The sequence below is a fragment of the Prevotella sp. BV3P1 genome (assembly GCF_000479005.1).
Taxonomy (GTDB): domain Bacteria; phylum Bacteroidota; class Bacteroidia; order Bacteroidales; family Bacteroidaceae; genus Prevotella.
Genome location: NZ_AWXC01000034.1, coordinates 42,803 through 55,694, shown reverse-complemented (window position 1 = coordinate 55,694; position 12,892 = coordinate 42,803). Strand labels below are relative to the sequence as shown.

8 protein-coding genes and 1 tRNA gene are annotated in these 12,892 nt (G+C 47.5%); 7 read left to right on the top strand and 2 right to left on the bottom strand.

All coding sequences use genetic code 11. From position 1 onward, the window contains the following. Positions 1 to 53: 53 nt before the first annotated feature. Complete coding sequence (locus HMPREF1254_RS06135; protein ID WP_023057783.1) at positions 54 to 518, bottom strand: MaoC family dehydratase; 465 nt, start codon at positions 516 to 518, stop codon at positions 54 to 56. A gap of 298 nt (positions 519 to 816) precedes the next feature. Here HMPREF1254_RS06135 and HMPREF1254_RS06130 point away from each other — a divergent pair, with 298 nt between their 5' ends. The 7 genes from HMPREF1254_RS06130 to HMPREF1254_RS06100 all read left to right on the top strand — a co-directional run bounded on the left by HMPREF1254_RS06130 (position 817) and on the right by HMPREF1254_RS06100 (position 11,526). After that, positions 817 to 2,649 carry an ABC transporter ATP-binding protein gene (locus HMPREF1254_RS06130; RefSeq protein ID WP_023057774.1) on the top strand — a complete coding sequence of 611 codons (1,833 nt, stop codon included), beginning with the start codon at positions 817 to 819 and terminating at the stop codon, positions 2,647 to 2,649. 7 nt (positions 2,650 to 2,656) lie between these two features. Then, on the top strand, positions 2,657 to 4,801 hold the full coding sequence (locus tag HMPREF1254_RS06125; RefSeq protein WP_231385822.1) for an LTA synthase family protein: 2,145 nt from the start codon (positions 2,657 to 2,659) through the stop codon (positions 4,799 to 4,801). A gap of 862 nt (positions 4,802 to 5,663) precedes the next feature. After that, the gene (gene queC / locus HMPREF1254_RS06120; protein ID WP_036891134.1) at positions 5,664 to 6,320 is read left to right on the top strand and encodes a 7-cyano-7-deazaguanine synthase QueC; all 657 of its coding nucleotides are present in this window, start codon (positions 5,664 to 5,666) and stop codon (positions 6,318 to 6,320) included. A 90-nt stretch (positions 6,321 to 6,410) separates the two neighbouring features. Beyond that, positions 6,411 to 6,779 (top strand): 6-carboxytetrahydropterin synthase QueD, encoded by a 369-nt coding sequence (gene queD / locus HMPREF1254_RS06115; RefSeq protein WP_036891142.1) that lies wholly within the window; start codon positions 6,411 to 6,413, stop codon positions 6,777 to 6,779. A gap of 12 nt (positions 6,780 to 6,791) precedes the next feature. Beyond that, positions 6,792 to 7,391 carry a 7-carboxy-7-deazaguanine synthase QueE gene (locus HMPREF1254_RS06110; RefSeq protein WP_023057821.1) on the top strand — a complete coding sequence of 200 codons (600 nt, stop codon included), beginning with the start codon at positions 6,792 to 6,794 and terminating at the stop codon, positions 7,389 to 7,391. A gap of 129 nt (positions 7,392 to 7,520) precedes the next feature. Continuing rightward, positions 7,521 to 10,184, top strand: coding sequence for a DNA mismatch repair protein MutS (gene mutS, locus HMPREF1254_RS06105; RefSeq protein ID WP_023057765.1), 2,664 nt, complete (start codon positions 7,521 to 7,523; stop codon positions 10,182 to 10,184). A gap of 19 nt (positions 10,185 to 10,203) precedes the next feature. After that, positions 10,204 to 11,526: an alpha-L-fucosidase gene (locus HMPREF1254_RS06100; RefSeq protein WP_036879792.1), complete on the top strand. Its 1,323-nt coding sequence runs from the start codon at positions 10,204 to 10,206 to the stop codon at positions 11,524 to 11,526. Between the two features lie 469 nt (positions 11,527 to 11,995). On the opposite strand, the gene HMPREF1254_RS06095 is transcribed toward HMPREF1254_RS06100, so the two are convergent. Further along, positions 11,996 to 12,067, bottom strand: a tRNA-Arg gene (locus tag HMPREF1254_RS06095). Positions 12,068 to 12,892: the final 825 nt, after the last annotated feature.

The following is a 12,892-nucleotide window of genomic DNA, read 5'->3' as shown; positions in this document are numbered from 1 at the left end:
AAGAGCAGGCATTCGCCATCCCCTTAACGGCGCACAAGCCTGACTATGGCACACTATTCGAAATAATACAAGAAGGTAGCGATGCCCTCCAAGGCCGGTTTTCGCTGACCTTCAATCTCTATTTTGAAGTTGATTTCGGTCTTGCAGATGCCGCGTAGGTTGCTGATGGCATGCAGCTTGGTCACCATGCGCACCCTGCTTCCCGTGACAACCGCCTGTCCAAAGCGCATCTTGTCCATGCCATAATTGACCAACATCTTGATGTTGTTCACCTCAATGATCTGTGACCAGAGGTAAGGCAACAGTGACAACGTCAGATAGCCATGTGCGATGGTGCTTTGATACGGACTCTCTTTCTTGGCACGGTCAGCGTCTACGTGAATCCATTGATGATCCAATGTCGCGTCAGCAAATAGATTAATACGCTCCTGGTCAATCAGCAACCAGTCTGATGCACCCAATTCTTTGCCCTCAAAGGCTGCAAACTCGTCGTAAGAGTTGACTACTAATTTACTCATACTTATCTCTTTTTACGTTCAATACCTATGGATGCCCTTCATCATGCGCCTGCAATCAGGCGCGAAAGGCTTCTTGTTGTTCGTTCAGACGGCAAAGATAAGCAAACCAAACGAAATGCACAAACAAAGAAAACGTTTACCGGCACCGCGTTGTGTGCCATGCTGCTGTGTACCAAAAATATAAGGGCAAAGTTGTCATTTCTAAATAATTGGTTTATCTTTGCAGTGCATAAACTACGTTCCAGCATTCGGAGAGAGAGGTTGCGGCTTTCTGCTTTCCGCATCATTCTGTTATTACATGAAAGAATTCATACAGGTTTTGCGACGCTTTGTAGCACCCTACAAGCGTTATTTAGGGTTTTCTGTACTGTTCAACATATTGTCTGCGGTATTGAACATCTTCTCTTTCGCAGCCCTCATCCCCATTCTCAACATCCTTTTCAACATTGGTCAGGAGCGCGTAACCACGCTGATGCCATGGCCCTCGTCGATGAGTGAACTGCCCGACGTACTGAGTAATAATGCCAATTACTATGTACAGATGATGATTGACCATTACGGAGCCACCACCACCCTGCTGTTCATCGGCTTGTTTTTGGCCTTCATGACGTTTCTCAAGACAGGTTCTTACTTTCTTGCCTCAGCCAGTGTGATGCCCATCCGCACGGGTGTGGTGCGCGACATACGCAACCAATTGTACCAAAAGATTACGAGTCTGTCCCTTGGATTCTTCTCCGAGGAGCGCAAAGGCGACATCATCGCCCGCATGAGTGGTGACGTTCAAGAGATTGAAAACTCCATCATGGCCTCGCTGGACATGCTGTTCAAGAATCCCATTCTGGTCATTGCCTACTTCACCACGCTGCTCATCATCTCGTGGCAGCTCACCCTGTTCACCATTCTCTTCGTTCCTCTCTTCGGCTGGTTCATGGGATTGGTTGGACGAAAGCTGAAACAAAACAGCGTGAAGGCGCAAAACTTGTGGAGCGACACCATGAGTCAGGTGGAAGAAACGTTGGGCGGACTGCGCATCATCAAGGCTTTTTCGGCCGAAGAAAAGATGAACGCGCGCTTCGACAAGATTAATTCCAACTACCGAGAGAGTATCCTCAAAGTCACCATCCGGCAGCAATTGGCTCATCCCATGAGCGAGTTTCTGGGTACGTTGATGATTGTCATCGTGTTATGGTTCGGTGGTACGCTGGTCTTGAACGAGCAAGTGCTCAGCGGCCCCACGTTTATTTATTACCTCGTGATGCTCTACAGCATCATCAACCCGTTGAAAGAACTGTCAAAGGCGAGCTATGCCATCATGAAAGGACTGGCATCCATCGAGCGGGTAGACAAGATACTGAAGGCCGAAGTAGCCATTAAAGAGCCCGAAAAACCGATTCACCTCAACAGCTTTGAACATCAAATTGAGTTCCGCCACGTATCGTTCAGGTATGCGGAACAATGGGTGTTGCGCGACATCAATCTGGTGATTCCCAAAGGAAAGACCGTAGCGTTGGTGGGACAGAGCGGCAGTGGCAAGTCAACCTTGGTCGACTTGATTCCACGATACTATGACGTGCAGGAAGGTGAGGTGCTCATTGACGGCATCAACGTGCGTGACTTGGGCGTACGCAGCTTGCGCCATCTCATCGGAAACGTCAACCAAGAAGCCATTTTGTTCAACGACACGTTCTTCAACAACATCACCTTCGGCGTTGATCACGCCACGCAAGAAGAGGTAAACCAAGCCGCTCGTATCGCTAACGCTTACGAATTCATTATGGAGTCAGAGGAAGGATTCGACACAAACATCGGAGATCGGGGCAGCAAGTTAAGCGGCGGACAGCGTCAGCGTATCTCCATCGCCCGCGCCATCCTCAAAAATCCACCCATCCTGATACTCGATGAGGCCACCAGTGCGCTGGACACCGAGAGCGAACGCTTGGTGCAAGATGCGCTGGAACGGCTCATGAGCACCCGCACCACGGTGGCCATCGCTCACCGTCTGTCCACCATCAAGCACGCTGACGAAATCTGTGTGCTGCACGAAGGACGCATCGTGGAGCGGGGTACGCACGAAGAACTGATCGCCAAAGAGGGCTATTACAAAAAACTGCATGACATGCAAGAGGTTTAAGGCAATGATGAAACAAGTAAAAGCAACATTCCTACACACTTCTTTCGGGCCTTTCGGCGCCATGATCCTCAACCTGTTGATGGCATTCGTGGTATACTTCATTGCCCGCGTGGAATTCCTTTTCGAGAATTACAGCTATTTCTCCGGCAACCTGTCGGCGTCCCATCTGATCGAATTGTTCTACGGTGGTTACATCTTCGACCGCTCCGCCATCGCCTACACCAATGCCCTGTACATCCTACTGATGCTCTTTCCGCTGTGGATCAAGGAGCGCAGAGGCTATCATCTGATGTGCAAATGGGTGTTTGTGGTCATCAATGCGCTGACGCTGATCATCAACTTGTGCGACTCGGTGTACTTTCCTTACACCCTGCGGCGCACCACGACGAGCGTATTCAGCGAATTTCGCAACGAAAACAACCTCGCCGACGTATTTTGGGGCGAGTTGGTGGGCCACTGGTATCTCGTGCTGTTGGCCATCATAGTCATCACCCTGCTGTGGAAACTCTACGTCATGCCCCGCACCGTACACACACATTACGCCACCGCCACACAGCGATGGAAGTTCGGCCTCATCCAGTTTGTGCTGCTGGCCTTGCTCACTCCCCTCATCATCGGTGCCTGCCGGGGTGGACTGGGGTCGGGAATACGCCCCATCACCGTCAACAACGCCAACCAATACGTGGGCCGTCCAACCGAGTGTGCGCTGGTACTCAACACGCCGTTCTCATTGATCAGAACCATTGGGAAGAACGTTTTCGACGTTCCCACCTACTATCCCAACATCGAGGCTGCCGCCAAAGTGTTCACGCCGATACACCATCCAAAGCCCACTCATGCGTTCCAAAAGACGAACGTGGTGGTGCTGATTGTCGAAAGTTTTGGCCGCGAGTATATCGGAGCTTTCAACCAACAGCTCGAAAACGGTCGGTACAAGGGCTACACTCCATACGTTGACCAGCTTATCAGCCAAAGTGCCACCTACAAATACTCGTTCTGTAACGGACGGAAGAGCATTGATGGCATGCCATCCGTGCTCTGTGGCATTCCTATGTTTAAAGAACCGTTCGTGCTCACCACCGCCTCGATGAACAATTACACCAGCATGGCCGGCCTGTTGGCGCGCGAGGGCTACCACACGGCGTTCTTCCACGGTGCCAACCGGGGCAGCATGGGATTCCTGGCTTTTGCCAACAAGGTGGGCTTCCAAGCGTACTATGGCCGGCAAGACTATGCCGCCGACCACCGATTTGGCGGCGATGCCGACTTTGATGGGCACTGGGGCATCTGGGATGAGCCTTTCCTGCAATACTGGTGTACGAAGATTGGCGAGATGAAAGAACCCTTCATGACGGCCTGTTTCACCGTGTCGAGCCACACGCCCTACGTCATTCCGGAAAAATACAAGGACGTGTATCCCGAAGAGGGGCTGCCCATCCACAAGTGCATACGCTATACCGACATGGCCATCGGCAAGTTTTTCGAAGCGGCCAAGCAGCAACCGTGGTACAAGAACACCCTCTTCGTGCTGACCAGCGACCACACCAACCTGAGCGACCATGCGCAGTATCAGACTGACATCGGCGGTTTTTCGGCGCCGCTCATCATCTTTGATCCCAGCGGAGAGGTGCCCGTGGGCATGCACGACGGCATTGCACAGCAGATAGACATCCTGCCCACCGTGCTGAGTCTGTTGGGCTACGACAAGCCTTTCTTGTCGTTCGGCTGCGACCTGATGACCACTCCCGCCGCAGAAACCTACGCCGTAAACTACCTCAACGGCATCTATCAGTATTGTAAGTATGGCTATGTGTTGCAGTTCGACGGTCAGCAAACGCGTGGCATCTATGCCTTGGACGACCTACTGATGCGCCACAACCTAAAGGGGAGGGTAAAGGAACAGCGCAAGATGGAGCAAGAACTGAAAGCCATCATCCAACAATACATGTACAGGATGGTGAACGACAAGCTGATGCCCCACCCTTGCAGGCACTCGGCCGGCAGTATGACGGGGCAGGTCATCGAATCTGCCCGCTTTAACCGCTCTCTACGAGCTTCACAAAACACAGGCGCATCTGCCCAAGTGAGGGCATTTGCACGCCAAAAATTGTTTAATTTTTTATCCAAAAACAGCCTTAAAACAGCCCTTTAATATTTTCAATCTGGAAAAAATCAATAGGCTTGGAGGATGCATACAGGCAGTTGTCGTAGCAGGAAAAACCGACTTTCACCCTCAAATCTTTGTTTTTACACCATTAAAAGCATCTTTTTGACCGCCAATCTGTATGCCCCAATCAGGTAAAAGCATGGATGTTTCACCCTAATAGCAATGCTTTTAGCTTAAAGGCGCATGTAAGATGGACGCACATCAACACCATACCGACGTAAGATATTAATAATTAGTCAAATAAGAATGCGGCCTATTTTGGATGAATTTGCGGCAGCAATCAAGGTTGTTTTGAAATAAGCGAAATATGAAGCGGTGTGTTGTCAAGAAAATTCATCATCATGACCAGTCATCACTCGCATGATGCTGTGGCTGTTTTTGCAGAAGGGACCACAGGAATGCGTGGCTCTGAAAAAGAAGGGCACCACAGTTTTTCATGTTCTTTCCTTACCGTTTGCCGGGATGGTTTCCGGCATTTTGCTTGCTGTACTCAGATTCATTTCGTATTTTTGCAAAAGCATTTGATAAAGCCACTATGACAATTTCACAATAGTTCGTTAAGAGTTGAGCGAATGCTTACGCGGCTATCCGCCGACAGCCAAGGAGTTCTTTGATGGCATGACTAAGTAACTTTTGGTTAGGTGTGTGCGCATAAGATACGGAATGAACTGAAATTCATGACTCAACCATCTTATTTTTAACCGACTAAATGAGAATTAGCGGAGTTATTGATAAAGAAAAACGTAGATATTGATTGTACACCACCCCTTGGTGAACAACTTAGTACCTAAGCTTTCTCCGTAAGCAGAAAGACATCATGTGGATAACAAGAACGGAAAGGAATAAAATGGAAAAAGACAGTTTGATTATAGTGAGTGGTGGCATGGATTCCATTACCATGCTTTACGAGTATCAACAGCGTATCGCTATAGGCGTTTCATTCGATTATGGCAGCAATCATAACCAAAAAGAAATACCCTTGGCAAAGATGCATTGCGACCGATTAGGCATTCGGCACATCGTCATCCCCCTGTCGTTTATGCACGATTACTTCAAAAGCAGTCTGTTGGAAGGTGATGATGCCATTCCCGAAGGGCATTATGAGGAAGAGAACATGAAGTCGACGGTTGTGCCTTTCCGCAATGGAATCATGCTGGCCGTGGGATGCGGATTGGCTGTAAGCAACCATTTGAAATATGTGATGATTGCCAACCATGGCGGCGACCACACCATATACCCCGACTGCCGGCCTGCGTTTATCGACAGTTTTTCGCAAGCCATGGCTGCCGGAACCTTTGAGGGTGTCACCATCTTGGCACCTTATACGCAGATTAGCAAAGGTGAGATAGCCTTGCGGGGTAAGAAACTGGGTATCAATTATGCCGAAACCTGGTCGTGTTATAAGGGCGGAGACAGGCAGTGTGGCAAGTGTGGGACATGCGTTGAGCGCAAAGAGGCATTGGCGTTTGCAGGTATCAAGGACGACACACCATACGAAGACTAAAAAGGCATTGATAACAAATAGAAATTAAAAGAGGTGAGGAAAGAACCCATGCCGTTCTTTCAACGCCTACTGGTAACATCAAGAAATATGATTTATTGCGTATCCAAACGTATGGAAATCAGTGCGGCTCACCGGCTTTCGCTCTCTTACGAAAGCAAGTGTCAAAGTTTGCATGGGCATAACTGGATAATTACCGTGTATCTTTTTAAGAAAGACAAATTGAACGCCGATGGGATGGTGTTCGATTTTACGCACATCAAAAAGGCCATTCACGACCGGTTAGACCATGCTTACATCAACGACGTCGTTCCCTATAATCCTACAGCGGAGAATATTGCGCGATGGGTCGTTAATCAATTCGACGAGTGTTATAAGGCAGAGGTGCGAGAAAGCGAAGGAAACGTGGCCCTGGCGATAGACGAAACAAAGATAGTGGGTATAGAAAACCTCGTCATGTAAATATAGCTGGAAATGAATCGCGACGCGCGCACCTATAAGGTTAACGAAATATTTTATTCTCTGCAGGGCGAAGGGCATCATGCAGGTAGGGCAGCCGTGTTTGTAAGGTTTGCTAAATGTAATCTACGCTGCTCGTTCTGCGATACGAATTTTGACGCGTATACGGAAATGTCTGGACGTCAAATCATGGAAAACGTGCAACGATATGCGCCCTGTAACTTTGTTGTCATCACCGGAGGAGAGCCTACTTTGCAAGTAACGCCCGCACTGTTGCAGCTTTTTCACGCACATGGTTATTATGTTTCGATGGAAACCAACGGCACTCATCCCATTCCGGAAGGAGTTGATTGGGTAACCTGTTCGCCAAAAAAGGCATTTATAGAAGCTGGTGACGTGCATATTAAGCAAGCCAACGAGATAAAGGTGGTGTATGATGGCATACACCAGATAAGCACGTTTGGCATCGAGTCGGAGGAACGATATGTGCAACCTTGTGACGTGGGCGATGAATTGAGGAATAAAGAAATTATGCAGCAAGCAATCCAGTTTGTGAAAACACACCCCCAATGGAAACTGTCTTTGCAATTACATAAGCTCATAGGAATTCAGTAACGATAATGACAGTTTGTTAAAATTTGGGATAAAGGAGCAAGACTTTTTTAAAATTCTAAAAATGACTCAATTGTTTTGCCTACCAATCGTTTTTTGATAACTTTGTAAATTCAACAGAAATATTCCCCTATGGCACAGAAAGATAAAGGTCTTACACCAATGATGAAACAGTTTTTCAGCATGAAGCGGCAGCACCCTGATGCGCTGTTGCTCTTTCGGTGTGGCGACTTTTATGAGACGTATGGCGATGATGCCATTGAGGGTTCGCGCATCTTGGGCATCACGCTCACGAAAAGAAACAATGGAGGCAATAGTGGCGAAACGGCTATGGCGGGTTTTCCGCACCATGCTCTTGATACTTATCTGCCCAAATTGATAAGGGCTGGCAAGCGCGTGGCTATTTGCGACCAATTAGAAGACCCTAAGAAAAAGCGAGAAGAACTGAAAGGTAAGAAGGGACTTTCCGCCACCGACAAGATGGTGAAGCGGGGTATTACCGAGCTGGTGACGCCAGGTGTGGCAATGGGGGATAACGTGTTGAACTACAAGGAAAACAACTTCTTGGCAGCGGTGCATTTTGGTAAGGCGGCTTGTGGCGTGAGTTTTTTAGATATTTCGACGGGCGAATTTCTCACAGGTGAGGGTACTTATGATTATGTGGAGAAGCTATTGGGCAGCTTTGCGCCCAAGGAAGTGTTGTACGACCGCAACGACAAGCGCAATTTTGATACTCATTTTGGCACCAAATACTGTGTCTTTGAATTGGAAGACTGGGTGTTTACCGAGCAGAGCGCACGCCAACGACTGCTGAAACACTTTGGTACCAAGTCGCTGAAAGGCTTTGGCGTAGAGCAAATGAAAAGCGGTATCGTGGCTTCGGGCGCCATTTTGCAGTATTTGGAGATTACCCAACACACGAATATCGGGCATATCACGTCGCTTGCCCGCATCGAAGAAGAACGCTATGTGCGGTTGGACAAGTTTACCATTCATTCGCTCGAGCTGATTGACACCATGCAAGAGGGGGGACGGTCGTTGCTGAATATCATCGATAAGACCATCACACCCATGGGAGGACGTATGCTTCGCCGCTGGATGGTGTTTCCGTTGAAGGACGTAACGCCCATTCAACAACGCTTGGATGTGGTGGATTATTTCTTCAAAGACCCCGATTTTCGACAGTTGGTGGGTGAACAATTTCAACGCATAGGCGACCTTGAGCGCATTATCTCAAAGGTGGCTGTGGGCAGAGTGTCGCCCCGAGAGGTGGTACAGCTAAAGAATGCGTTGCAAGCCCTACAACCCGTGAAGGCTGCCTGCATGAAAGCATCGAACGAAAGCTTGCGGAGAATTGGCGAACAGTTGCAGCTTTGCGATACCATTCGCGACCGCATTGAACACGAGATACAACCTGATCCGCCCCTGTTGGTGAACAAGGGTGGGGTGATAGCCGATGGTTATGATACCGAACTCGACGAGCTGCGACAAATATCGCGCAACGGTAAGGATTATCTGATACAGATACAAGAGCGTGAAGTAGAGCGAACGGGCATCGCATCGCTGAAGGTGGGATATAACAACGTGTTTGGGTATTACCTCGAGGTGCGCAACATGTATAAGGACAAAGTGCCTGAGAACTGGGTTCGCAAGCAAACATTGGCACAGGCAGAACGCTACATTACCGAGGAACTGAAGGCTTATGAGGAGAAAATATTGGGGGCTGACGAGCGCATCATGATGTTGGAAGATAAGCTGTTTCGTGAACTCATTGTTGATATGCAGCCATACATTCCGCAAATACAACTCGATGCCAACCTGATAGCCCATTTGGATTGTCTGCTTGGCTTTGCGCAGGTGGCGGAGGAAAACCAGTATGTGCGGCCGCAAATAGACGCCACCGACGTCCTTGACATCAAGCAAGGCCGCCACCCTGTCATCGAGATGCAATTGCCCTTAGGCGAGACTTACGTGCCTAACGACATCTACTTGGATACGGAAAAACAGCAGGTCATGATGATTACCGGACCCAATATGGCTGGAAAGTCGGCGCTGTTGCGTCAAACGGCATTGATAGTACTATTGGCGCAGATAGGCTGTTTCGTACCTGCGGAGCGTGCGAAAATAGGTTTGGTGGATAAGATTTTCACGCGCGTAGGGGCTTCTGACAATATTTCCTTAGGTGAATCGACCTTCATGGTGGAGATGACAGAGGCGGCAAATATCCTGAACAACGTCACCAACAGGTCGCTGGTGCTCTTCGATGAGTTGGGTAGAGGAACATCAACCTATGATGGTATCTCCATTGCCTGGGCAATTGTGGAGTACTTACACGAGCAACCGAGGGCACGGGCGCGCACGCTTTTTGCCACACACTACCATGAATTGAACGAAATGGAGAAACATTTCCAGAGGATTCACAATTACAATGTGAGTGTGAAAGAGGCAGATGGCAAGGTGATTTTCATGCGTAAGTTGGAACGTGGCGGCTCAGAACACAGCTTTGGTATTCATGTAGCCGAGATTGCGGGCATGCCACGAAGCATCGTCAAACGCTCTAATGAAATTTTAAAACAATTAGAGTCGGACAACAGTCAGGTGGGTTCGGTGGGCAAGCCCAACGTGAAACATTTGGAAGAGAGCAGGGAAGGCATGCAATTGAGCTTCTTTCAGCTGGACGATCCCGTGCTGTGTCAGGTTCGTGACGAGATACTCGGACTTGACATCAATAACCTTACACCCATGGAGGCATTGAACAAACTTAACGAAATCAAGAAAATCATAGGGGCAGAATAACCAGGTGAAATTCTAATATATGAATCAATTATTTTCCTTGGCACTGGCTTTGTGCTTGTCAGTGTCAGCTTTTGCACAATCAGTAGCTACCACAACCAAAGCTCATGATTATCAACCAACAGCAGAGAATATGGCTTCACGCCAAGCGTTTCAAGACGCTAAGTTTGGTATTTTCCTGCACTGGGGCTTGTATAGCATGTTGGCAACGGGCGAGTGGACCATGACCAACAAGAATTTGAACTACAAAGAGTACGCTAAACTGGCAGGAGGTTTTTATCCTTCTCGGTTCAATGCAGCTGCTTGGGTATCGGCTATCAAGGCATCGGGAGCGAAGTATATTTGCTTTACTACCCGTCATCATGAGGGATTCTCTATGTTCAAAACTCGATATTCTGACTATAATATCGTGGATGCAACACCTTTCAAGCGTGACATCTTGAAGGAGTTGGCAGACGAATGTCACAAGCAAGGCATCCGACTGCATCTGTATTATTCGCATATCGACTGGTACAGAGAGGATGCAGTGTGGGGAAGAACAGGACGAGGAACAGGGCGTCCCAACCCTCAAGGCAATTGGCAGCATTATTATGCGTTTATGAACAACCAACTGACCGAACTATTAACCAACTATGGAAAGATTGGTGCGATATGGTTTGACGGGTGGTGGGACCAGCAACCCGATTTCGATTGGCAACTGGAAGGGCAATATCAGCTCATTCATCGCTTGCAACCAGCGTGCTTGGTGGGTAACAATCATCACACCACTCCTTTCCAAGGCGAGGACATTCAGATATTCGAACGGGATTTACCTGGTGAGAACAATGCTGGTTTGTCAGGGCAAGACATCAGTAGGTTGCCGTTGGAAACGTGCGAAACGATGAATGGTATGTGGGGATATAAGATTACCGACCAGGACTATAAATCGGATACCACCTTGATACGTTACATTGTCAAGGCGGCTGGCATGAACGCTAACCTATTGATGAACATTGGGCCACAGCCCGATGGCGAACTTCCAGCCGTGGCTTTGGAACGCTTGCAGAAGGTGGGACAGTGGATGAAAGTGTATGGAGAAACGATTTATGGCACTCGAGGGGGCATGGTGAAGCCTCACGATTGGGGTGTTACCACGCAGAAAGGCAATCGTCTCTTTGTGCATATTCTAAATCTGCACGACCGTAGTTTGCTGTTGCCCATCGGCAAACAGCGCATCAAGAAAGCCTTTGTCTATGACACCAAACAGCCAGTAAAGGTGGAAAAATGTCAGACAGGTGTGGTGCTTACCTTGCCAACGGCATTGTCAAAGGATTGCATTGATAAGATTATAGAGGTACAATTTTAGGCAAGTTGAGTTTGAGCCGCTACTGAACTTGTAGTGCGTTTTTCCTTGATTCGTTCTTTCACAGAAGCGGTTCTTCCATTAGTTCCTGTGCAGAAATATCGTAGGAAGGTGTATCACAATTCATCTTTATGGTACACCCTCACTATATATGTCCCGCTTATATTCTCGCAGTTATATATCGTGATTTTTATTTAAATGTGCAACATGAATTTTCTGTGCAGCATGTAGATGGTAGCCTAGGGTGGAGCTGTGGGTTCGGCCATGAAGTATCTTAAATTAAAAGTAACACAAGGGCTGACTGGGATATCCTCGTTGAAAAGCTTAACAGACACTTTGTTGGCAATTTTACAGCCCTTTTTGCGCGTGGCCAAGTGATAATCGTGCAGGAAAGTAGGAAAATAAAAACTTCAACTTCGAAGGTACAAACGAGCAAGCGCACGGCAGGCTGGCGTTGATAGTTTGTAAAAAGTACTCCCACCGGGAATCGAACCCGGATCAAAGGTTTAGGAAACCTACGTTCTATCCATTTAACTATGGGAGCGAATCTGCGTGTGCCGCAGCATTGTGTGGGTGTGCAAAGATAAACATTTTATTAGTTCGACCCAAATAAAAGCCCCACTTTTCTATTTGATAGGCTATGTCCACCCCAGCGTTACGTTCGTTAAAATCAAGGATAGACGGAAGGCTTTCGGATAGAATGCACATAGACAGAAATTGAAGCTATTGTGCGCTTTTTTTACCAATAAACGCCCCAAAAACGGCACATTGAAACTTTCAATATAGAAAAAATTAATAGGCAAACAGGCGACAAACAGGAGGTAAATTAGGAAGCAAAATAGATTTTTACCCCCAAATTCTTGTTTTTGATCGATTAAAAGCAGCATTTAGGGTGGCAATGGATAAGGTTTAACCAGGCAAAAGCATGCAAATTGCACCCTTCAAGCAATGCTTTTAACCTACAAAGGCATATTAGATTACGATACGCAGCGATGCCACAGACGTAAACCATTCATAATGAACAACATAGAAAGATGACATTTGTAGGGCAAATTTGCGACACAAGGCAGGTCTATTTTGAAATAAGCGAAATATGAAGAGGTAGGTTGTCAAGAAAATTCATACCGGTGTGGCATGCTGAAATGAAACCTTATTAACTTGTTAAATTAAGCAAAATCTATACAAAAAGACTATATTTGGCGCAATTGATGAGATTATCATTCAAGCATTCAGACTTGATATGGGCCATCCCTAATCGTAATCCTAAATTGAAACCAACAGAGGGGTATCAATACTAACCTGTGGTTGAAGGAATTTATCATCATTGAGAAAGAAGGATCGAGAAACCCTCCTTTATCATTTTTAAATT

Coding starts and splice junctions, on each gene's coding strand:
- HMPREF1254_RS06100 (WP_036879792.1), top strand. CDS start 10,204: ATGAATCAATTATTTTCCTTGGCACTGGCTTTGTGCTTGTCAGTGTCA.
- HMPREF1254_RS06135 (WP_023057783.1), bottom strand. CDS start 518: ATGAGTAAATTAGTAGTCAACTCTTACGACGAGTTTGCAGCCTTTGAG.
- HMPREF1254_RS06110 (WP_023057821.1), top strand. CDS start 6,792: ATGAATCGCGACGCGCGCACCTATAAGGTTAACGAAATATTTTATTCT.
- mutS (WP_023057765.1), top strand. CDS start 7,521: ATGGCACAGAAAGATAAAGGTCTTACACCAATGATGAAACAGTTTTTC.
- HMPREF1254_RS06130 (WP_023057774.1), top strand. CDS start 817: ATGAAAGAATTCATACAGGTTTTGCGACGCTTTGTAGCACCCTACAAG.
- HMPREF1254_RS06125 (WP_231385822.1), top strand. CDS start 2,657: ATGAAACAAGTAAAAGCAACATTCCTACACACTTCTTTCGGGCCTTTC.
- queC (WP_036891134.1), top strand. CDS start 5,664: ATGGAAAAAGACAGTTTGATTATAGTGAGTGGTGGCATGGATTCCATT.